This window comes from Nitratidesulfovibrio vulgaris str. Hildenborough, from assembly GCF_000195755.1.
GTDB classification, from domain to species: domain Bacteria; phylum Desulfobacterota; class Desulfovibrionia; order Desulfovibrionales; family Desulfovibrionaceae; genus Nitratidesulfovibrio; species Nitratidesulfovibrio vulgaris.
Window position 1 is genome coordinate 78,036 of sequence record NC_002937.3, and the last position, 22,340, is coordinate 100,375.

At 67.5% G+C, this 22,340-nt stretch carries 16 protein-coding genes; 11 read left to right on the top strand and 5 right to left on the bottom strand.

Annotated features, from left to right (window positions below):
• Positions 1 to 86: 86 nt before the first annotated feature.
• Positions 87 to 656 carry a nucleoside deaminase gene (locus DVU_RS00315; RefSeq protein WP_010937377.1) on the top strand — a complete coding sequence of 190 codons (570 nt, stop codon included), beginning with the start codon at positions 87 to 89 and terminating at the stop codon, positions 654 to 656.
• A gap of 170 nt (positions 657 to 826) precedes the next feature.
• Here the strand turns inward: DVU_RS00315 and DVU_RS16735 are convergent, their stop codons facing one another.
• From DVU_RS16735 to DVU_RS00335, 4 genes are all read right to left on the bottom strand, one after another.
• The gene (locus DVU_RS16735) at positions 827 to 964 is read right to left on the bottom strand and encodes a hypothetical protein (protein WP_223294629.1); all 138 of its coding nucleotides are present in this window, start codon (positions 962 to 964) and stop codon (positions 827 to 829) included.
• A gap of 547 nt (positions 965 to 1,511) precedes the next feature.
• Positions 1,512 to 3,047, bottom strand: coding sequence for a cyclic 2,3-diphosphoglycerate synthase (locus DVU_RS00325; protein ID WP_010937379.1), 1,536 nt, complete (start codon positions 3,045 to 3,047; stop codon positions 1,512 to 1,514).
• 180 nt (positions 3,048 to 3,227) lie between these two features.
• Positions 3,228 to 7,631, bottom strand: coding sequence for an AAA family ATPase (locus DVU_RS00330; protein WP_010937380.1), 4,404 nt, complete (start codon positions 7,629 to 7,631; stop codon positions 3,228 to 3,230).
• On the bottom strand, positions 7,631 to 8,986 hold the full coding sequence (locus tag DVU_RS00335) for a metallophosphoesterase family protein (protein ID WP_010937381.1): 1,356 nt from the start codon (positions 8,984 to 8,986) through the stop codon (positions 7,631 to 7,633). The genes DVU_RS00330 and DVU_RS00335 overlap by 1 nt, the downstream gene beginning before the upstream one ends.
• A gap of 517 nt (positions 8,987 to 9,503) precedes the next feature.
• Here DVU_RS00335 and dinB point away from each other — a divergent pair.
• The 10 genes from dinB (at position 9,504) to fumC (ending at position 20,371) form a co-directional block, all read left to right on the top strand.
• A complete protein-coding gene (gene dinB, locus DVU_RS00340) occupies positions 9,504 to 10,664 on the top strand; it encodes a DNA polymerase IV (RefSeq protein WP_010937382.1) in 1,161 nt (386 codons plus the stop codon).
• A gap of 405 nt (positions 10,665 to 11,069) precedes the next feature.
• Positions 11,070 to 11,849, top strand: coding sequence for a glucose-1-phosphate cytidylyltransferase (rfbF, locus tag DVU_RS00345; RefSeq protein ID WP_010937383.1), 780 nt, complete (start codon positions 11,070 to 11,072; stop codon positions 11,847 to 11,849).
• Positions 11,850 to 11,858: 9 nt separating this feature from the next.
• Positions 11,859 to 12,965: a CDP-glucose 4,6-dehydratase gene (gene rfbG, locus DVU_RS00350; protein WP_010937384.1), complete on the top strand. Its 1,107-nt coding sequence runs from the start codon at positions 11,859 to 11,861 to the stop codon at positions 12,963 to 12,965.
• Positions 12,953 to 13,396, top strand: a complete 444-nt coding sequence (locus tag DVU_RS00355) for a cupin domain-containing protein (RefSeq protein WP_010937385.1) — start codon at positions 12,953 to 12,955, stop codon at positions 13,394 to 13,396. The genes rfbG and DVU_RS00355 overlap by 13 nt, the downstream gene beginning before the upstream one ends.
• 333 nt (positions 13,397 to 13,729) lie before the next feature.
• Positions 13,730 to 14,863 carry a DegT/DnrJ/EryC1/StrS family aminotransferase gene (locus DVU_RS00360; protein ID WP_010937386.1) on the top strand — a complete coding sequence of 378 codons (1,134 nt, stop codon included), beginning with the start codon at positions 13,730 to 13,732 and terminating at the stop codon, positions 14,861 to 14,863.
• Between the two features lie 17 nt (positions 14,864 to 14,880).
• Entirely contained in the window at positions 14,881 to 15,918 is a 1,038-nt protein-coding gene (locus DVU_RS00365; RefSeq protein WP_010937387.1) for a glycosyltransferase family 2 protein, read from the top strand.
• 362 nt (positions 15,919 to 16,280) lie between these two features.
• Entirely contained in the window at positions 16,281 to 17,363 is a 1,083-nt protein-coding gene (locus tag DVU_RS00370) for an FUSC family protein (protein WP_010937388.1), read from the top strand.
• Between the two features lie 46 nt (positions 17,364 to 17,409).
• A complete protein-coding gene (locus DVU_RS00375) occupies positions 17,410 to 17,751 on the top strand; it encodes a SemiSWEET family sugar transporter (protein WP_010937389.1) in 342 nt (113 codons plus the stop codon).
• 372 nt (positions 17,752 to 18,123) lie between these two features.
• On the top strand, positions 18,124 to 18,927 hold the full coding sequence (locus tag DVU_RS00380; protein ID WP_010937390.1) for a ZIP family metal transporter: 804 nt from the start codon (positions 18,124 to 18,126) through the stop codon (positions 18,925 to 18,927).
• 37 nt (positions 18,928 to 18,964) lie between these two features.
• Positions 18,965 to 20,371 (top strand): class II fumarate hydratase, encoded by a 1,407-nt coding sequence (gene fumC, locus DVU_RS00385; protein ID WP_010937391.1) that lies wholly within the window; start codon positions 18,965 to 18,967, stop codon positions 20,369 to 20,371.
• A gap of 152 nt (positions 20,372 to 20,523) precedes the next feature.
• Here fumC and DVU_RS00390 read toward each other — a convergent pair whose 3' ends face one another.
• Positions 20,524 to 22,254, bottom strand: coding sequence for an ATP-binding response regulator (locus DVU_RS00390; RefSeq protein WP_010937392.1), 1,731 nt, complete (start codon positions 22,252 to 22,254; stop codon positions 20,524 to 20,526).
• Between the last annotated feature and the right edge of the window lie 86 nt (positions 22,255 to 22,340).

The window sequence follows — 22,340 nt, forward strand, 5'->3', positions numbered from 1 at the left end:
CCGCACGGCCCGCAGATATCCGCCGCTGTGGCGGCGTGACCAGAAACACGGACGGCCGAGGCCGTCTCGCAACCGCAGGAGTCATCATGCACGACGCACGTTTCGTGGAAAGGATGCTGGATGTCATCGAGCAGGACATCGTTCCCCTCACCGCCCACGGTGTCCGCATCGGCTGCAAGGTCTTCGGCGCGGCGGTGCTGCGGCGCGACGACCTCTCGCTGGTGCTGGCAGGCACCAACCATGAGGCCCTTTCCCCCCTGTGGCATGGCGAGATATGGACGATACGCCAGTTCTACGAGATGCAGGGACACCCCGACCCGGCGGATTGCGTCTTCCTGTCCACGCATCAGCCGTGCTGCATGTGCGCCTCGGCGCTGGCGTGGTCGGGTTTCCGCGAGGTCTACTACCTCTTCGGGTACGAGCATACGGGCGAGGACTTCAACATCCCCCACGACCAGCGCATGATACGCGAGATGTTCGGGTGCACCGAACCTGCGGCGGAGACGAGCTACACCACCAGCCGTTCGCTGGTGCAGATGATGGACGCCTTGCCGGAAGCCGCCTCGTTGCGAGCCCGGTTCGAACGTGTGCGGGCCACCTATGCCGCACTCTCCGACACCTATCAGCGGGGCGAGAAGCGCATGGTGCTGAAATAGGGACAAAGGAAGCCCGACGCCGTTGGCACCGTGAGAACCGTGGACGAAGTTGCGCCGTCGGTGCACGTGCGCAAGAGAACTCGTCTCCGCATCTTCCATGAAGAGCGGCAGGTTACGGCAACTGCGCCGGGATGCACGCGGCCTTTCGGCCAGGCCTTGCGGATTGAGAGTCAGCAAGCCGTGCCGTGGTCGAAGTATATGGCTACGGCAGCACCGACGCCTGAGACGAGAAGTACGGCAAGGAATGTCGAGAGAACGGGGGCGTCGGTGAGAAGCAGCCCGGAGAGGGTGTAGAGACCTTCCAGCATGGTGTCCTCCAGCGGTCCCCTTGTCGCCTTATGGCATGGGCGGCATGCCCTGTGCCACCTTTCGGCCCCCTCCCTGTTTGGTTCTTTGCCCGTGTCGGGGCCTTGGCGACCATGATGCCGTGCGGGCGTCTGGCTGGTGACGGGGCGTGGGCATCCGCGGGATTCCGGCATCCGGCGAGGTCATCCTGTCCCATCGGAAACGTGGCGCTCGGTCGGGCCTTTCGAGGGGTACCGCATATACACCATGAGCATCGCCTGTCGCAAACACGTGGCGACTGCGTGAACATTGCGTGACGGTGTGTCGATCTTCCGGGCCGCTGCCACGGCGCAGCCGCATACGGCACGCTGCGGATGTATCACCCGTGTTCGCCCGGACGTCGCTCACGCCTCTACGTCGTTTTCTTCCTGACTTCCGATTCGTTCCCTGCTTCAAACCTCGGGGGCCGCGTCTGACAATCTTCCCGCACTGGCGGTCGGCCTGTGCGTCGTGGCATCCGGGCCGGCTGCATACCGGCGGCCTTTTCAGGGCATGGGCAACACCCGGCCTTCAATCGATGCCCTTTCGCACCAGCGGCATGATACGGTCGAGTACGGCCTGTGCCAGCGTCGTCCGCAGCCCTGTCCCTTCTGCGATGCCGTGCCTGTCGGGCCTTCCGGAGGTCTCGGGCGTGTCGGGGGTGTTACCCCACGTCTCAGTCGGTGCCCCGGTCGTACAGGGGAGAGGTGCGTCCTCGAACGTGTAGCGCACCCGCAGGTGTGGGCGCGTCATGACGATGAGCCTTGCGAGGTCGACAGGCGTACCCGAAAGGACGAGGTCGCAGGGTGTGGCGGAGATGGTGTCGGCAAGGTCGCGCACCTGTTCCGGCGAATAGCCCATGGCGGGCAGGGCCCGGTCGAGGTGCGGATAGGCTTCGCGGGTGGCCCGTAGCGACGGTGCGGCATGGGGCCACGGGTCGACGGTCTGTGCTGCGCCGAAGACGCGTGCGGCCACGCTGGCGGCCCCGAAGGGCATGCCGCCATGGGTGAGGGTGGGGCCGTCCTCCACCACAAGGACGCGTTTGCCAGCGATGGCGTCGGGGGTGTCGACCGTCACGCGTGAGGCCCCTCCAAGCAGCAGGGCGCCGGGATTGGCGGCGGCTGCGTTGACGCAGACGCGGGCCACCTGTTCAGGTCTGGCATCGTCGGCCTTGTTCACCACCACGATGTGCGCCATGCGCAGGTTGGTCTCGCCCGGATGGTAGCCGACCTCATGACCGGGGCGCAGCGCGTCGCACAGGGTGATGTGCACGTCGGGCCGGAAGAATGGCGTGTCGTTGTTGCCGCCGTCCCAGATGATGACATCGGCCTCGGCTTCGGCTTGGGCGAGGATGCGTTCGTAGTCCACCCCGGCGTAGACCACCAGTCCGGCTTCGACGAGATGTTCATACTCTTCGCGTTCCTCGATGGTGCAGCGTGCGTCGTCCATGTCCTGTACGGAGGCGAAACGCTGCACCGCCTGCGCAGCGAGGTCGCCGTAGGGCATGGGATGCCGTACCACCACCACACGCAACCCCTCGTGCCGCAACGTGTCGGCCACGTGGCGCGTCACGGGCGACTTGCCGCACCCCGTGCGCACCGCGCACACGGCCACGACGGGCCGATGGGCGACCAGCATGGTGCGCGAGGGCGAGACCAGCGTGAAGTCGGCACCGCAGGCCAGCGCACGCGAAGCCTTGTGCATGACCTCCTCGTGGGAGACGTCGCTGTAGGCGAAGACCACTTCGTCGAGACGCACGCCGAGACAATAGGTGGAAAGTTCCTCTTCGGCGATGACGGGGATGCCCTCGGGGTAGGCGGGGCCCGCAAGCACCGCGGGGTAGTTGCGGCCCGCGATGTCGGGTATCTGCGCGGCTGTGAAGGCCAGCACCCTCACTTCGGGCGCGTGCCGGTAGAGCATGTTGAAATTGTGGAAGTCGCGCCCTGCCGCCCCCATGATGACCACGTTGCGCGGGCCCTCTTGGTGCCGGTCTCTACCGTGCAGGTCGGTAGCGCCTGGGGATTCCGGGGGTGTCGGCCTGCCGGTGACAATCGCAGCGTCCTTCATCAGCGTCTCCTTTCCGTTGCAATCGGCACACACGGGTGGAGTCCACGGGGGCTTCCCTGTGTGGACAGCCGCGAGCGAGGCGACGTCGCATCCAGTGCCGGGGGGCGACCGGTTGCGAGGCGGGCGTTGTCGCTACGGGGGCGAAGTGCCGCCCCCGGTGTCACATCGCGGCGAGGCCTGTCACGCGGGGGCCATGCGCCCCGACTCCACGGTGAAACTCTGCGCTTCGGGAACGGTATCCAGTAGCAAGGATACCGTATGCGGATGACATGTAAAGAACAGTATCTGATGTCCCGGCCCCGTGGCGTCGCCCCGTGCCAGCGTCGCCAGCGCGCGGGCGGTGCGGGCGGCACGGGCGGGGTCGAAGTTGACGAGGATGTCGTCCATGACCACGGGCAGGGGTTCTGCATGGGCGGCGTGGCTGCGGATGTAGGCCAGCCGCAGGGCGAGGTAGAGTTGTTCCTGCGTGCCCCGTGAGAGGGCCTCGGGCGCGATGGCTTCGCCGTGCGGTGGCGTGACGTGCAGGCTGTTGTCCTCCAGCGACGCGGCGATGCCCGTCCATGCCCCGTCGGTGATGGTCGCGAAGATGGCCGAGGCATCGCGGATGACCTGCGGCTGCCGCTCCTGTTCGAAACGTCGTTTTGCGTTCACGAGAAAGTGCCGTGCCAGTGCATGTCGTGCCCACACGAGGCCGTTCTGGCGGATGGTCTCGAGGAGGGACGCCTCCTGCCTGCGAAGGGCAGCGAGGGTGTCCGCCGTGGCCAGCGCGTTCATGCTGGCGCGGAGTGTGGCGGCCTCATCCATGGATTCGGATTCGCGGGCGCGCAGGTGTTCGCGTTCTGCCCGCAGGGTGGCGATATCCTCTTCGAGGGTGGCGAGGTCGGTGGCGGCAAGGGCCGTACGCAGGGCCTCAAGAGGTTCGTCTCCCGCGGCGACGGCGAGGGCGTTGTGCCGTTCGGCCAGCTGGCGTAGCAGGTCGTTACGCGTCTCCCATGCGGCGGCGCGGTGCCGGAAGGTCTCCGTATCCCGGGCGGCGCCCTCGGCAAGCAGGGCTTCGATGGCGGCGCGGGTGGTGGTGAGGGCCGTGGTGGCGCTCTCAAGTTCTTCGACCAGCACGGCGCGTTCGTTGAGAAGACGGTCGCGGCGTTCCTGCTGTGCGTGTGCCTCGTGCGCGGCCCGAGAGAGCGCATCGAGGGTCGCCAGCCAGTCGATGGCGGTCCCCATGTCCGTTTCGGAGGGGCGTGCAGCGGTCGGGAGGGAGGCGGGCGCGTGTTGGCCGGCTGTGCCGCCCTCGCCAGCGGCAAGGGCGGCGGTGAGCGTTCCCGGGGTGCGTCCCAGACGGGCGCAGAGGGCGGCAAGCGGTACGACGAGGGCGTCGCGTTCGGTCTCGCGCTGGCGGATGTCGGCGAGGAGGCGTTGCCCCCGGTCGTCAAGGGTTATGCACTCTTCGGCGATGGAGAGGGCATCACGGGCGGTGGCGGGCGTGAGGCTGGCATCGAGTCCCTGTGCCGCAAGCAGGTCACGCCATGCGTCCTGCGTGCTGGCGGTGCGGTGTGCGGCTTCGCGTAGCACCTTCTCCGCGGCGGTCTGCGCCGCGCGGCATCGTTCGAGACGCTGGCGTGCGGTGGCGAGGGCCGCCTCCGCCTGTCGGCGTTCCTGCCAGAGGCGTGCGGCGTCGCGCTGTGCCGCGAGGTATGAGCGCACCATCTCTGCAAGGGCGGCCCCTTCCGGCAACGACAGGGTGGCGAGGTCGGGCACGGTGGCGGCTTCCGTCGCCAGCGCGGCGACATGCGCCTCCAGTGCGGCGACGGTACGTGCCGCATCGGCCTCGCGGTCTGTCAGGGCGCGTAGTGTGGCGGCCCGTTCCATCAGGGGGGGCACGGCTTGCAGTTGCAGGCCGGGGGCGATGGCGGCAAGGGCCGCTTCGAGTGCGGCGCACGCCTTTGCGTGGTGGCGTGTTGCCTCTTCGGCGTGTTGCCGCGCTGTATCGTCACGCATGGCGACACGGTTCGTCTCCGAAGAACAGGTCTCGCATTCTTCGAGGTGACGGCGCAGCGTGGCGAGGGCGTCGCGCCAGCGTTCGATGCGTGCGGCGGCCCGTTCGAGCGCGGCGTCGTCGGCACCCTCGGCCCCAACTTGCGCTGTGAGTACGCCGACCTCGTCCGTGAGGCGGGCGCAGGTGGTGTGCAGGGTGTCGCGGCGTGCGGCAAGGCGGGTCGTCTCGGCGGTGTGGGCCGCCAGACCGGGGGCCTTGCGGGGCCATGTGGCTGCGGTGAAGCCCAATCCCGCGACGGCGAGGGCCGTGCCCAGCGGAGACGCCACCGTGATGCCGCCAAGGAGTGCCAGCAGGGATGCAGTGGCAGGCAGGGCCGCGACGGCGGGAAGAAGCGTTGCCAGAAGACCGACACCGCAGACGCACAGGGCGGCACCGAGGCCCGCCAGCGTGGAGTTGCCACGCCCCGCAGGCGTGGCCGCGTTGTGCGCGGCAAGGCGTTCTTCGATGCCGTCGAGGGTGTTGCGTTCAGTGCGCAGGTCGGCGGCGACGCGCGAGAGACGCCGCAGGGCCGCTGCCCTGGTCTCTATGGCGGACGCGAGGGGGGTGATGTCGGCCAGACGCGATGCGCGCTGTCCCGATGTGCGAAGCCCTGACGTGTCTTGCGCAGAGTTGCCGACGTTTGACGTCATCCGGCCCGGTACGTCATGGGCGTTGCCGTGCGTGAGTCCGCCCGGTAGGGCGTCCCCGGTCGCGTCTCCGGTCGCGTCCGCGCTGCCGTGATGAGGGGGGGCGTTGCCGAAGACCTCGCAGGTGAGGGCGTCATGCGCTGCAATGGCACGGCGCTGTGCCTCGCCCAATCTTTCGCGTGCCGTGGCAAGGTCTGTGGTCGTCTGAACAGCCTCGCGCCGTGCGGCTTCAGCCGCGTCGCGCGAGGTGGACACCGCATGGTCGAGGGCCAGCAGGTCTTCACGTGCGGTCAATAGCCGTGCTGCCAGCTGTGTGGCCCCCGGCGCTGCCCCAAGGGCAGCCCCTTGTGTCTCCTGTGCGTCAGGGCGGTCTGCGGCCCCGTCTGTCGTGCCGGACGCCATTGCCGTAGCGTCCGCGGCGTCACCGTCATGGTGCGGAGTGGTGAACGCGGCGGGCAAGAGCCCCTTGAGGGCGTCGCGTGTGGCCTCGCGGGCCGAGGAGAGGGCATGGCGGGCCTGAGGCAGGTCGCCGAGTGCCCCTGCGGCCCTGTCCAGCCGTGTGGCGAGGCGTTCGGCGGCTTCGGGGGAGAGAGGGGTGACCTTCGCGGCGGGCATGGCGTCCAGCGCGGTCTGCGCCAGTGCCACATCCTGCGCTGTACTGTCATGCTCGCGCTGGCAGCGGGCCAACTCGTCCGCGGCGCGTTGTTCGTCGCTGGCGGCGTCGAGAAGGGCCTTCTCGTGTCCGGCGATGCGTTCGCGGGCGAAGAGCGAGCGGTCGAGGGCGCGGGCGCGTTCCACAGTCCAGTCGGGGCCGAGGGCGGCGAGTCTGGTCGCCAGCATCTCACGGGCATGCGCGAGGTCTGCGGCGAGACCGGGCAGGGCCCCCATGGCGTTGCGGCAGCTGGCCTTGCGTTCGGTGAGCGTGTCGATGTCGGGCAGCACCGCAAGCAGTGCGGTGTCGGGGCGCAGGCCTTCAAGAGCCTCGTCGAGCCGTTGCTGCCGGGTGCGCAGATTCGTTTCGGTCAGCGCACGTTCTTCTGCCCGTTCCAGCAGTTCTTCGAGGCGGCGCACCCCATCGGCCGGAAAGGCGGTGACCACGGGGGAGAGGGCGTCGAGTTGGCCTTCGAGGCGCACGCTCTCCTCCCAGTGCTGCCACGCGGTGATGCGTCGCGCAAGGCGCGCCGTGTCGTCCTCGATGCTGCTGCGACGTTGCCGCAGGTCGGCCAGTTCCGTTTCGAGAAGGGCCAGCCGTTCCGCCGTGCGCTGATAGGTGGCGGCGTCGCTCTCGTGGTTGCGGAGGGTGTCGCGCACCTGCTTCAGGCGGGCCAACAACTGGTTGATGACAGGCTTCTGTCCGCCGTTCTTGAACAGGTCGGCCAGTTGCCCGTCGAGTTGCTTCAGGGCCTCGCCCGGCGGGCGCACGCCCATGCCGAAGCTCGCGCCGTACAGGGCGTTGCGCACCCCCTCGGCGTTGAGACTCTGGAAGCTCTGCAGTTCGTCGAGGCTGAAGCCGTAGACGTTGCGGTACACTTCGCGGGTGACCCCGGCGAAGAGGCGTTCGGCCAGCATGGCGTCCAGAGGTGCGCCCTCCGCGTCGGCGAGCGAGAGTTGCCCGCCGTTGCCGCCCGGTTTGCGGGTGAGCCGCACGCGACCGGCAAGCCCCGTCTCCAGCAGCAGGCTGCCGCCCCCCGCCCCTCCGTTGAGGGGTGCCCCGGAGCGTTGCTTGCCCTCGCGGGAGCGCCCGTCGGGGTAGCCTGCCAGCATGGCGCGAAAAAAGTCGAGGCAGGTCGACTTGCCGGCCTCGTTTCTGCCGAGGAACACGGAAAGCCCCGGCGTGAGGTCGGGCAGGGCCTGGGGGGGAAGGATGCCGAAGCCGTCGATATGGCCGTTGACGATGCGCATCAGTCGGACTCCAGAAGGTCGAGGCACAGGGTCCCCGCATCGGCGATGAGGGCGGCGAGCGTCGCCTCGTCGAGGGGGGGCAGTGCCTTGCGGGCGGCATGGTGCTCGTAGAGGGCGGCAAGGGCGGTTCGTGCCCCGGACATGCCGTCGGGCGATTGCAGGGCCTCCGTCGCGTTGCGAAGCGTTGCGCCCAGAAGGTCGTCACGGCGTAGCATGGCGTCCATGTCCACGTCGGGGCGCGTGTGCACCTCCATGTCCTTGACCCAGCACGGGGGAGTGAGGTCGGCCACCTCGCCTCGCAAGAGGTCGAGCAGGTCGGAGGCGTCGGTGGGGCGACGCAGCAGCCTGTCGAGCGGTCCGCGCCCCTCGAACACGAGGCGGATGACCATGCCGGTGCATCCCGCATGGGCCTCGGCTGCGGCCTCCTCGATGGCACGCACCGTGCGGGCGACGAGGCCGTCCACATCGGCGAGGGGGGCATCATACGCGGAGGTCGCAGCGGTGGCTTGCCGGGGCGTGTCCGTCGGGGGGCGGCCTTTGCTTTCCATGGTGCGCATGGCTGGCTGCGGGCCGATATCTACACGTACCGCCTGCCACCGTATGGGGCCGAGGGGGCGTTCTTCGAGGACGATGCCCCCTGCCGCGTCGACCCGGACGAGGGTGCATCCGTGGTCGCCCTCTTCGCCGATGTGCAACCCCTGTGTGCTGCCGGGGTAGACGACGCGGGGCGTCTCGCACAGCACCTGACGCAGATGGATGTGCCCCAGCGCCCAGTAGTCGAGCCCTGTGGACGCGAGGTCCTCGACGGTACAGGGCGCGTAGCGCTGCTCGCCGTCTGCCGTGCCGATGGTGCAGTGCAGCACCCCCACCTGCGGGCAGGCATCTGCCGTGCGTGCGAAGCGGCGGGCGAGGTTGCGCGTTTCGCGCGTGCTGGCGTGGCTGATGCCGTGCACCAGCGCGATGGTCTCGCCGTCGCGGACGACGGGATGGACGCTCACATCCTCACCGAAGACCACCGTGCCCGAGGGCATCACCAGCGAAGCGATGCGCGACGAGAGGGGGTCGTGGTTGCCGTGGGCGATGAAGACGGGAATGCCTGCCGCGTCGAGGCGTGCGCAGGCGTCGCGCAGGGCGATCTGGGCACGCAGGCTGCCGTCCTCGTGGTTGTAGACGTCCCCGGCGAGGACGAGGAAGTCGGCCTGTTCGGCGAGACACAGTGCCACGAGGCGGTCGAGGGCGACGAACGTGGCGCTGTGCAGACGTTCGGCGAACGCGGGCGGCATGTCGGCACCGAGGCCGCCCGAAGCGGCATCGAGGTGCAGGTCTGCGGCGTGGACGAAGGTTATGGGGCGCATGGACGTTCCGGGGTTCGGGTGCTGCGTCCGCGCGGTGGCGCGGCATGGGCAACCTAGCACAGCCGCCCGCCGACCGGAACCGTGCAGCACCGTGGGGAAAGCGGGGGAACAGGGGCAAGGGCATCTGCCGTTTTCAGGAGGATGTTGCTCCGTTTCACGACGGATAGTGGGCAGGTGTCCGGTTCGGCCCGGATGTCCTGTCCGGTCAGGACTCCCCCTGTCTCGTCTCTGTGCGTTGCGCACAAAGGCATGGCGTACCCGCCCCGTGTCACTCGTTCGTTCCGGATGCATTCCGAGGCGGCCCCTATGTGGTCAGATGTGGCCGCATGCGTCGCTTGGGGGGGCCGGAGTTCGTCGGGGATTCGCCCGGTGTACGCCCGGGGCCGTCCGGGGTGCGCAAGGCCCCGTTCCCGCCCGTGCCAGCTTCTGGTAGACGGAACACATGACAGCCGCCCCCGATCATCCGTCGCCCCCGGCAACGCAGCCCGGTCATGCCCCCCGGTCTGCCCGGTGGGTCATGCACATCGACATGGATGCCTTCTTCGCCTCGGTGGAGCAGCTGGACGACCCGTCACTACGCGGACGCCCCGTCATCGTGGGCGGTTCGTCGGAGCGCGGGGTGGTGTCCGCTGCTTCCTACGAGGCGCGCCGTTATGGTGTGCGTTCGGCCATGCCCACGGTGACGGCGCGCAGACTCTGCCCGCACGGGGTGTTCGTGTCGGGGCGCAGGCACCGCTATGCGGAAGTCTCGCGCATGGTCATGGCGGTGCTGCACGACTTCTCGCCGGTGGTGGAACAGGCTTCGGTGGACGAAGCCTACCTCGACGCCACGGGGCTGGAGCGCCTCTTCGGCCCGGTGGACGAGATGGCGCAACGCCTCAAAGGGCGGGTGCGCGAGGCTACGGGGGGGCTCACCTGTTCGGTGGGACTCGCGCCCGTGAAGTTCCTCGCCAAGATTGCCTCCGATGTGAACAAGCCCGACGGCGTCTTCATCCTGCCGCCGGAGGATGTGGCGGCGTTTCTCGCCACGCTGCCCGTGGGGCGCATCCCCGGCGTGGGCAAGCGGATGCTGGAGTCGCTCGACCTGCTGGGTGTGCGCACGGCGGGCGATGTGCTGCGCCACCCGGTGTCATTCTGGGAACGTCGCTTCGGCAAGGGCGGGCTGGTGCTGTATGACAGGGCGCGAGGCATCGACCCCCGCCCCCTCGAACCATGGACGCCCCCCAAGTCGGAGAGTGCCGAGGTCACCCTCGCTGCCGATACGGCCGACCGCGCCGTGCTGCGCCGGTGGCTGCTGGCGCAGGCGGAGAGGGTGGGCGGTTCGTTGCGGCGGCAGGGGCTGGCGGGTCGCACCATCACCCTCAAGGTCAAATATGCCGACTTCAGACAGCTGACCCGCAGCCGCACCCTGCCTGAACCCGTCTCCGCCACGCAGACCATCTTCGAAGAGGCGTGGGCCCTTCTTGAGGCACTCGACCTTGAGGCGAAGGTGCGTCTGGTGGGATTGGGGGTCTCGCATTTCGGCGGTGAACGGCAGATGAGCCTGCCCATCGGCGGCATGCCCCGCCGCGATGACACCCGCCGTGAACGGCTGGATGCCACACTGGACAGGTTGCGGGCGCGCTTCGGTGCCGGGGCGGTGATGCGCGGCGACCTTGTGGATTTCGGCGACGAGTGACGCCGTCCCCGCGCGGCCTTGTGCCGGACGCCACGCCTCTTCGATACCCATGGTGGCAGGCGGCGTGGTATCCGTGGTAGTCTCGAGGTGGCGCATGTGGCGTCGGGGGCAGTAACCGTGGCGGTATTCGTGGATTTGCGGGGTGCGCCCTATGGACAACCGGGGCGCGTCGGCGTATCTGTCACGCCACGGAGAAGGGCCGCTCCCGGTGTGACGGAAGTCCCCGGTATGGCAGGCATGACGGCGCATTCGCCGTGGACTCCGTGCCGCGTCGCGCGTCGCGCGTGGCGACCCCGCGTGCGGGCTTTCCGGCCTCGCCCGCACATGCCCCCGCTTTGCGGTACGGGCATGTTCTGCTAGGCTTCTTCGGGCATCCCGCCCGAGACCCCAACCAGAGGTACCCTGATGAAAGTCATCATCATGTGCGGCGGCAAGGGAACCCGCCTCCGCGAAGAGACCGAGTTCAAACCGAAGCCCATGGTCGAGATTGGCGGTCGCCCCGTCCTGTGGCACATCATGAATATCTACGCCCGCGCCGGGTACAAGGACTTCGTCCTGCCCCTCGGCTACAAGGGCGAGGTCATCAAGCAATATTTCTACGACTACCGGATGCGTAACAGCGACTTCACCGTCGACCTCGCCACCGGTGACGTGCGCACCCACGAGACGGGCTGCTGCACCGACTGGCGCGTGACCCTGTCCGACACCGGGCAGGAGACGCTGAAGGGCGCACGCATCAAGCGCATCGCCAAGCACATCGACACCGACCGCTTCATGGTCACCTACGGCGACGGCGTGTCGGACATCGACATCGCCAAGCTCGTGGAGTTCCACAAGAAGTCCGGCAAGATTGGCACGTTCACGGGTGTGCGCATGCCCTCGCGCTTCGGCGCGGTGCAGACCGACGAGAACGGCAACATCCTGTCGTGGCAGGAGAAGCCGGTACTCAACGAGTACATCAACTGCGGCTTCTTCGTGTTCAAGCGCGAGTTTCTCGACTACCTCGATGAAGAGGAGTCGTGCGACCTCGAGAAGCAGCCGCTGGAACGTCTGGCCGCCGAAGGGCAGCTTTCGATGTACCCGCACGAGGGCTTCTGGCAGTGCATGGACACCCTGCGCGACTACCAGAAGCTGAACGCCATGTGGGACAAGGGCGACGCGCCCTGGGCCCGCGGGTGGAAATAGGAGCGGAACATGTTCGGTGACATCTATCGCGGCCGTCGCGTCCTCGTGACCGGGCACACCGGTTTCAAGGGGTCGTGGCTCACGGCATGGCTGCTGCACCTCGGGGCCGAGGTGGCGGGCTTCTCGCTGGACGTGCCCACCTCGCCCGCCAACTTCGAGGTACTCGACCTCTCTGGTCGCATCTCCGACCTGCGTGGCGACATCCGCGACCGCAAGGCCATGTGCGAGGCCATCGAGGGCTTCAAGCCCGACGTGGTGTTCCACCTTGCGGCGCAGGCGCTGGTACGCAAGTCGTACGACGACCCGGCGGGCACCATCGAGGCCAACGCCATGGGTACGCTCAACGTGCTCGAGGCCGTGCGCTGCACGCCGTCCGTTCAGGCGGTGGTGTGCATCACCTCCGACAAGTGCTACCGCAACGACGAGTGGGTGTGGGGCTACCGCGAGACCGACCATCTGGGTGGCGAAGACCCGTACTCCGCCTCCAAGGGCTGCGCGGAAATCATCGCCCAGTCGTACTTCAAGTCGTTCTTCAAGAATGGCCCCCGCTGCGCCACCACGCGCGCGGGCAACGTCATCGGCGGCGGCGACTGGGCTGCCGACCGCATCGTGCCCGACTGCGCCCGCGCATGGTCGCAGGGGCGCCCCGTGCCCATCCGCAGCCCGTGGGCCACGCGCCCGTGGCAGCATGTGCTCGAACCGCTTTCCGGCTACCTGTGGCTGGGGGCGAAGCTGCTGGTCGACGCCAAGGGGCCCTTCCCCCTTTCGGGCGAGGCCTACAACTTCGGCCCGGCTGCGGACGTGAACAACACCGTGGCCGAGGTGGTGGACGCCCTCGCCCCCTACTGGCAGGGCTTCTCCAGCGAGATGGACAGGGCCGGGCAGGCGGGCATGAAGGAATGCACGCTGCTCAAGCTGTGCTGTGACAAGTCGCTGGCCTACCTGCGCTGGCAGGCCACGCTCACCTTTGCCGAGACCATACGCTTCACGGCCGAATGGTACCGCGCCTTCTACGCACCCACAGGCGGTGCGCAGGACATGTACGCCTTCACCATGGGCCAGATACTCGAGTACGCGGACAAGGCCCGCGCCAAGGGACTGGAATGGACGGCATAGCCGGGGTCGAGACGCAAGACCTGCGCATCATCCCCACCGACGGCGGGCCGGTGCTGCACATGCTGCGGCCCGACGCGCCCCTGTTCATGGGCTTCGGCGAGTTGTACTTCTCCGAGGTGCTGCCCGGCGCGGTGAAGGCGTGGAAGCGCCACACCCGCCAGACCCAGCATTTCGCCGTGCCGGTGGGACGCCTCAAGGTCGTCGTCTACGACGACCGCGAAGGGTCGCCCACCCGCGGGCGCGTGGAGGAACACATCCTCGGACGACCCGATGCCTACCGCCTGCTGCGCATTCCGCCGCTGGTGTGGTACGGCTTCACCGCCGTGGGTGATGTGCCCGCGCTCATATGCAATTGCGCCGACATCCCGCACGACCCGCAGGAGGGCGAGCGCAAGGACAGGGATTCCGCCGACATCCCGTACCACTGGTAGAATCCGTCGCGGCGGCGGTGCGGTGTCCCCTGCGGATGCCTGCCGTCGCCGCGTGTATCGGGCCCCTTCCGCAGAGTGGGCGCGGAGGGGACATGTCTGTGCCCCTTGCCGTCGTCTGCCGTGCCAGCCTGTTCCTCCCTGCCCGCCAGTAGCCTGCCCGTTCCGCATCGTCGCGCTGATGGCAGGCCAGCCGGAGGGCATCTGACAGGGCGGAATCAGGCGGGACAGCGGCGGCCTGACATCTTTCGACGATGCGCCTGCCGCGCGGGGCGCGGTACGCATCGGCCGGGGCAGGGCGCTTCGCCCGCAAGTCCCCTTTCATGAGGAAACGCCATGAGCACTCCCCTCCGTCTTTCCCGTTCCATCGTCGGACAGGCCGAAGCCGAGGCCGTAAGCCGCGTCATCATCGAAGACGGCTACCTTGGCATGGGCAGTGAAGTGAAACGCTTCGAAGAGGACATCGCCGCCTTTCTCGGCGTGCCTGCGAACCATGTCATCACCGCCAACACCGGTACCGCCGCCCTGCACCTTGCCGTGCAGGCAGCCGTGGAACCGGGGCGCGAGGTGCTGGTGCAGTCGCTGACCTTCGTGGCGTCGTTCCAAGCCATCTCCGCAGCCGGGGCCGTGCCCGTGGCCTGCGAGGTGCGCCCCGAGACCTGCACCATCGACCTCGATGACGCCGCCCGTCGCCTCACCGACAAGACCGCGGCCATCATGCCCGTGCACTACGCCAGCAACCCCGCCTACCTCGACGACGTCTACGCCTTCGCCCAGCGGCACGGGCTGCGCGTCATCGAAGACGCGGCCCATGCCTTCGGGTGCCGCCACGACGGCAGGCTGGTGGGCACGTTCGGCGACATCGCCTGTTTCAGCTTCGACGGCATCAAGAACATCACCAGCGGCGAGGGCGGCTGCATCGTCACCGCCGACCAGACCGTGGCCCAGCGCTGCCGCGACGCTCGTCTCCTGTCCGTGGAGAACGACACCGAGAAGCGGTTCACCGGGCAGCGAAGCTGGGACTTCGATGTCACCCGTCAGGGGTGGCGCTACCACATGAGCAACCTCATGGCCGCCATCGGGCGTGTGCAGCTGTCGCGCCTGCCCGGCGAGTTCGGCCCTGCACGCAAGGCGCTGGCCGCCATCTACCGTGAAGAACTCGCGGGCGTTCCCGGCGTAACCCTGTTCGCAACTCGGCCGGAGGATGACATCATCCCCCATATCTTCGTGGTGCGCATCGACGCCGCGCGGCGTGACGCCGTGAAGGAGGTGCTTGCCGCCGCGGGCGTGCCCACCGGCATGCACTACAAGCCCGCGCATCTGCTCTCCTTCTATGGCGGCGGGCGCACCTGCCTGCCGGTGACAGAGGCCCTGTATCACGAGATAGTGACCCTGCCGCTGCACCCCGGCATCACCGCCGAAGAGGTGCGCGTCATCTGCGCCGAACTGCGCAAGGCCCTTGCCGCCTGATGGAAGCCGGAGTCCACATGTCCACAGCACGCGACGCCGCGGAGGACGCCATGCCCTCGTCGACGACCGTACCCACGCGCCGGGGCCTCGTCTCCGGCCCTTCGTCCAGTGACGCCCACGGCGACATGCCCGCTGTCAGCGTCATCATGAACTGCCTTAACTGCGAGCGCGACCTTGCGGAGGCCATCGGAAGCGTCTTCGCCCAGACCTTCGACGACTGGGAGATCGTGTTCTGGGACAACGGTTCCACCGACCGCAGCGCGGAGATAGCGCAGGGGTTCGGCGAGCGAGTGCGCTACTTCCGCGCCACCGAGACCGTGCCGCTGGGGGCTGCCCGCAACCTTGCCATCGCCAAGGCGCGGGGCGAGTTCATCGCCTTTCTCGACTGTGACGACGTGTGGCTGCCCGAGAAACTCGAACGGCAGGTGGCGCTCTTCCGCGCCAACCCGCGCGTGGGCCTCGTCTGCACCGACACCGTCATGTTCACGGGCGCGAAGGACCTGAACAGGCTCTTCGAGCACGCGCATCCTGCGCGTGGTCACGTGTTCCGCGAACTGATGACCACGCAGTGGATTTCCATGTCCTCTGCCGTCATCCGGCGCAATGCCCTCGACGGCATGGACCACTGGTTCGACGAGTCGCTCAACGTGTGCGAAGAGGCCGACGTCTTCTACCGCATCGCGTGGGACTGGGAACTCGACCATGTGGATGCGCCGCTCACCCGCTGGCGGGTGCACGGGGCCAACACCACCTTCCGCAAGTTCGGGCAGTTCGCCGAAGAGACGTTGCGCATCCTCGACAAGCATCGGGCCATGTACCCCGGCTATGACGAGCGGTACGCCGACCTCGTGGCGTTGCTGCGCCGCCGCGCCGCCTTCCAGCGGGCCGTGGCGCTGTGGCGCGAGGGCAGGGGGGCCGAGGCGCGCGCCACCATCGCCCCGTTCGACGCCTCGCCCAAGTTCCGTCTTTTCCGGCTGGCGACGTACCTGCCGGGAGCGTTGTTCGACCCGCTGGCGCGTCTGTACTTCGCCCTGCCTGCCTTTCTGCGGCGATAGCGCGAAAGAAAGGGATGATTTCGCGGGCGGTGCGGCATGAGGCCGTGCCGCCCGTTTTGCGGTCTTTCCTCTGTATTTCGCTGTGCATGGCCCGTGCTACCCGATGCAGGCGGTGCTGACCATGTAGTCGATATGACGTGTCGCAGACGTCGGCACATGTGGTATATCGACTGCATGGGGGGGACTGCGTCTTGCCAACCGCAGGCAGGGGGGATAGACGGCGCAGGGTGTCGTGCCAGCGTATATGACGGTGCTACGATAGGCGAGGTTCTGGCGTCGACGATGGGCGTCGGGTGGCCTGTCTTGCGAGGCTGCGTATCCTGCAGGGCGACGCAGCAGCCCACATCAGGCGAGGAGGTTTCATGGACGGACGGGCATTGTGCGGGCGGGCCGTGCGCGGTCTGCGCAGCCGCGTGCCGGGCGCTTCGGTGCGGCACGGTATCAAGACGGGGCTGGCGGCCCTCCTGTCGTATCTCGTCACCGAATGGCTGCATCTCGACTTCGGCTACTGGGCGCCCATCACCGCCGTCATCGTCATGCAGACCAGCGTGGCGGAGTCCATCGAGATGAGCCTGTACCGCACGGTGGGCACCATGATAGGCGCACTCATGGGCGTCGTCTCCATCCTCGCCTTGCCCGACACCTTCGAGGGCAACGGCGCGGGGCTGTTCATCACCACCGGCCTCTGCGCCTTTCTCACCCGGTGGGATGCGCGCTACCGCATGGCGGCCATCACCGTCACCATCGTCATCCTCGCCAGCGTGGGGCAGCCGGACAGGATGCACTTCGGCCTCTTCCGGGTGCTGGAGATTCTCGTGGGCGTGGTCTGCGCTGTGCTGGTATCGCTCACGCTGTGGCCCCTGCGCGCCGGAGAGGCGCTGCGTGCCGACCTCGCCCGGCAGTTGCAGGCGGCGGCTGAGCGCGTGGGCGTGCTGGTGGAGGCCTTTCTTGCCGAACAGCAGGCCCTGCCCGAAGACATGTTCGATGGCGTGGCGGGTACGCTCAAGAGCAATCATGACAGACTCCGCAAGGCGCGGCGGCACGAATCGTTCCTGCACCGTGACGACCACGAGCATCTCGAAGCGCTGGTCATGGCTACCGACCACGCCGCAAGCCATCTTCAGGCCATGCTGCACAGCCTGAACGGCTGCCGGGGCGAGGGGTACACCATCATCATGGCGAAGGAGTTGCGCGACCTCGCCGCCGCAGCCTCGGAGGGCCTGCGCTGGCTGGCGGCCCCTGATGCCGCCACACCGCCCCCGGCGTTGCGCGGTGTCATCGACGCCGCCGAAGCGCGTCTCGCCGCCCTGCGCGAGGATGGTGCCACACGGCGCTTCTATCTGGGCAAGCTCATGCAGTTCTATGCCTTCTACCATGCGCTGCGTCGTCTTGCCGAGGACGTGGAGGCCATCGTGGAACGGCGTCAGGCGTGTTCCATGGCATGACCGGGCCGTAGGGCCGAAGTTCAGACAGACCGTAGTGGAGGAGCCCATGCCCGATACCCTCGACCTCATCGGCTACGCTGCGGGGTTGCTCACGTCGCTTGCCTATGTGCCGCAGGTGGTGCGGCTGTGGCGGACCCGTTCGGTGGCGGACATCTCGCTGCCCACCTTCTGCCTGCTCACCGTGGGCATCGGCCTGTGGCTGCTGTACGGCATGGGGCGGGAGGCGGGGCCGGTCATCGTCGCCAACGCCGTGGGTATGCTGCTCACCCTCGCCATCGTGGTCATGAAGTTGTGGTTCGGACGGCATAGCGCACAGGCGACGGATGAAGGGATAGGGCATCCGGTCAGGCAGGATGCTGCGAAGCCCCACCTTCGGCGCGACGCATAGCTTTACGCAGGGGCACTGCCGCACACCACACCGACTCCCACGGTCTGACATGATGTGAAGCCGTGTGCGAGCATGAGGCCCATGCCTTGAACGCGGGGCCTGTGCCGGGGACGCGATGGTGTACCCTTGGTTTTCGCCCATTCTCCGTCGCCACACATGTTTTCCCATGCAATATGCCGCAGCCCCTTTCCGAAGGCGCGTCTCACCTTCAGCCTCTCCCCGCACCCCACTGCGTGTGCCCGCCGAATCTCCCCCGCGGGATGCCTTCCCTGTGTCTTTTTCTTGTTGCGCTCCGTTCTGATGTGGTATTGAGCAGGGCTACACCGTCTCGTGCCCGTGTAAGCGGGCGAACGTTTCTCCCGGAGGCCATGGATGTCGTTTCTGCTTTCGCTGCCGCCCGTCGCCCAGGCCCTGTGCGCCGGCCTTTTCACGTGGGCCATGACTGCTCTCGGGGCGGCCTTCGTCTTCACGGCGCGGGAGATTCCACGGCGTGTCCTCGATTTTATGCTCGGCTTCGCCGCCGGGGTGATGCTTGCGGCGAGCTACTGGTCGTTGCTCGCGCCTGCACTCGAGATGAGCGAGTACATGGGAACATGGTCGTTCGTCCCTGCCGTGACGGGGTTCCTTCTTGGCGGGGTGTTCCTGCGGCTGGTGGACAGGTTCCTGCCGCACTTGCACGTCATGCAGAACCAGAAGGAGGGCATGTCGTCCAGTTGGCGGCGCAGCACGTTGCTGGTGGCTGCCATCACCTTGCACAACATCCCTGAAGGCCTCGCCGTGGGGGTCGCCTTCGGTGCCGTGGCCGCGGGGCTGCCCTCTGCCGACCTCGCGGGGGCACTGGCACTTGCCATGGGCATAGGTATCCAGAACCTGCCGGAGGGCACCGCCGTCTCCGTACCGTTGCGCCGTGAAGGGCTGTCGCGGACGAAGGCGTTCATGTACGGGCAGTTCTCCGGCACGGTCGAGCCCGTGGCGGCGGTGATAGGTGCGGCGGCGGTGACGGTGGCGCAACCCCTGCTTCCCTATGCCTTGGCTTTCGCCGCCGGGGCGATGGTCTTCGTCGTGGTGGAGGAGGTCGTGCCCGAATCGCAGGCTTCGGGGCACGGCGACCTTGCCACGGCAGGGGTCATGCTGGGGTTCGCCGTCATGATGACGCTGGACGTGGCACTCGGATGAGCATTCCGGGGCGTGCATCCCCGGTACGGAGGGCATGATGATGACACCGGCCGTACGCATCGAACATGACAGCATGGGGGCTGTGGAGGTTCCCGCCGACCGCTACTGGGGGGCCCAGACGCAGCGCGCACTGGAGCATTTCCGCATCGGCACGGAACGGATGCCGCAGGAGATGGTGCAGGCGCTAGGGCTCATCAAGAGGGCGGCGGCCGAGACCAATGCCGCGTTGGAGCTCCTGCCCCGGCAGACTGCGGACGCCGTGGCGCGTGCCGCCACCGAGGTGGCGTCCGGTGCACTGCCCAACCATTTTCCCCTCTGTGTGTGGCAGACAGGTAGCGGCACCCAGACCAACATGAATGTCAACGAGGTGGTGGCCAACCGTGCATGTGAACTGCTGGGCGGTGTGCGTGGCGACCGGAAACTCGTGCACCCCAACGACCACGTCAACCTCTGCCAGTCGTCCAACGATGTCTTTCCTGCGGCCATGCACATCGCAGCGGCGCTGGGCCTGCGCAGCATGCTGCTGCCCTCGCTTCAAGCGCTGGAGGCCGAACTGGAGGCACGGGCACACGAGTTCGCGGGTCTGGTGAAGGTGGGCCGAACCCACTTGCAGGACGCGGTTCCCCTCACTCTGGGGCAGGAATTCTCGGGGTATGCGGCTCAGCTTGCGTTGTGCCGCCGTCAACTGGAGGGCATGATGCCCCTCTTGTGCGCCCTCGCGCTGGGGGGCACTGCCGTGGGCACCGGGCTCAATGCCCATCCCGAGTTCGCGCGGCGTGCCGTGGCGCGTCTGGCGGGGTACACCGGCCTGCCGTTCCTGCCAGTGGACAATCCTTTCGCCGCTCTTGCGGGGCACGAGGCCCTTGTGGCCTATAGCGGTGCCCTGCGTACGCTGGCAGTGGCCCTTTTCAAGGTGGGCAACGACATCCGGTTGCTGGCGTCCGGCCCGCGCTGCGGTATCGGTGAACTGGAACTGCCTGCCAACGAACCCGGTTCTTCCATCATGCCCGGCAAGGTGAACCCCACCCAGTGCGAGGCCCTGACCATGGTGGCGGTGCAGGTCATGGGTCTGGACAACGCCGTGGGCATCGCCGGTTCGCAAGGGCATCTCGAACTCAACGTGTTCAAGCCACTCATCGCGAGAAATGTGCTCGAATCGGCGCGTCTGCTGGCCGACAGCATGCGTTCATTCCGTATGCATGCGGTGCGGGGGCTGCGGGCGGTGCCCGAACGCATCGCCTCGCATGTCGACCGGTCGCTCATGCTCGTCACGGCCCTGTCGCGGCATGTGGGCTATGACCGGGCGGCAGAGGTCGCCCATCTTGCCCATGCCGAGGGACTGACGCTACGGGAGGCGTGCCTGCGCCTTGGCCTCATGGACGGCGAAGCCTTCGACAGGGCCGTCGACCCTGTCCGGATGGCGCACCCGCACGACATGGGCTGAACGTCCTGCGCGCTCCCAACCTGCGGGGTCGTACGCCCTGTCTCCACATGCATGGTGGCGCCGCTGAAATCCGCAAGTACAGCACCTGCCGCCTGACACCTGCCTCCGCGTTGCAAGGGGGTGCGTCCGGGTGTGAGACCGCAGGGGGGCTCTCAGGACACGGGGCCGCCGCAGTCGTGCGTGTCGTCTCCCTCTTCCGCTCCCGGTTCTTTCATCGCATCGAGGGGCAGTTCCACGATGAACCGCGCGCCATGTTCCGGCAGTCGCAGGCGTTCCAGCCGGAGGGTGCCGCCGTGGTGCTCGGATACGATGAAGTATGAGACCGAAAGCCCGAGACCTGTGCCCATGCCGGGGGGCTTGGTGGTGAAGAACGGTTCGAAGATGCGCCGTGCCAGTTCATGGGGGACTCCGGGCCCGTTGTCCGTGACGCGGATTTCCAGCAGGCGGCCCACACAGCGGGTCTGCAGGTGGATGGTGGGCCGTGCGTCTTGCGGGGGGGCCTCATAGAGCACTTGCGCGGCGTTCTGAAGCAGGTTGAAGAGCACCTGCTCCATCTCTATGGGGTTGCAGACGATAGACGGCATGCCCTCCGCAAGGTCCTTCACGATGAGGATCTGCCTGAAATCGTACTTCTTCTTGAGGTCGTAATGATGGGCGGCGAGTTCAAGGGCCCTTTCGACCACCTTGTTGATGTCGATGGCGCAGCGCCTGCCCTCATCGCCCCTGCCGAAGCTGAGCATGTTCTCCACGATGTCTGCCGCACGGCGTCCGGCTTCTGCGATGCCTGCTATGAACCGGGGCAGTTTGCGCCGTTCGAGGTAGGTGTGCATGAGGTCGAGGTCGAGCCCTATCTCTCTCGCGATGTCGCGGTTGGCAGGCAAGCCGGGCGCGAGGCGGCGCTGTACCGTGTCCGCCCCTTGCAGGATGACGGCGAGCGGGTTGTTGATCTCATGAGCCATGCCCGCCGCCAGCCCCCCCAGCGAGAGCATCTTCTCCGTCTGGAGCATGAGCGATTCCATGCGGACGCGGTCGGTGACATCGTCTATCCGTACGACGAGTTGACGGCCTTCGGCCGTGGCGGCGGGGTAGAAGACCACATCCCTGTAGGTGGTATGCCTGCCGTGGCGCGATGCGTGGCGTGCCTGCCGCAACGGGGTCGTCGTGCGCAGCCCTGCCTGAAGCAGGGCGGCTTCCAGTTGCAGTGCCGGGGCGATATCCTCGAAGGGGAATCCCAGCGCCTCATCCGGCGACAGCCCGGATAGCTTCGAGGCTTCGTTGTTCCAGTACTGGACGCGGCCCTCCGTGTCACAGACCACCACGGCTGAAGGCATGGCGTCGAGGACGGCACGGCTGACGGCGCGTTCGGCGGAAAGGGCGGCGCGGGCCTCCTCCAGTTCGCGGATATGCCGGTACTCCCGCAGGGCGGCCACCACCGAAGATTCGAGGCTGTGTGCCGTCAGCGAGGTCTTTTCGCGGTAGTCGTTGATGTCATACTCATGGACGACACGCTCTTGCGGGGCCGACCCCGGCTGGCCCGTGCGGACGATGATGCGTGTCCGCCGGTTGTGCATCACGTCGCGCATGTGACGGACGAGGTCGAGACCCGCGTGTTCCGTCTCCATGACCACATCCAGCAACAGCACGGCGTATTCTTTCTCCGCCAGCAGGGTGCGGGCCTCGCTGGCGCTGGATGCTCCCGTGAGGGCGATGGCCCGCCCGTCGAATGTCACGTCCTTGAGTACGAGGTTGGTCACGGTCAGTACGGCCGGGTCGTCGTCCACCACCAGTACGTCCCACGGCCCTTGCGAGGCAGGCAGGGGCGAGTCGGCATCGTCCTGCGGGTCGTCGATGAAGTCGAGCATGTCCGGGTCTGTCGAGAGCATGATGCCTCCGGCGTGAGAGCAACGTGAACCGATGGTATTCGTCCACACCCGTTTTGTCATGCCGTTATAAAGACCGCGTCCGCGCC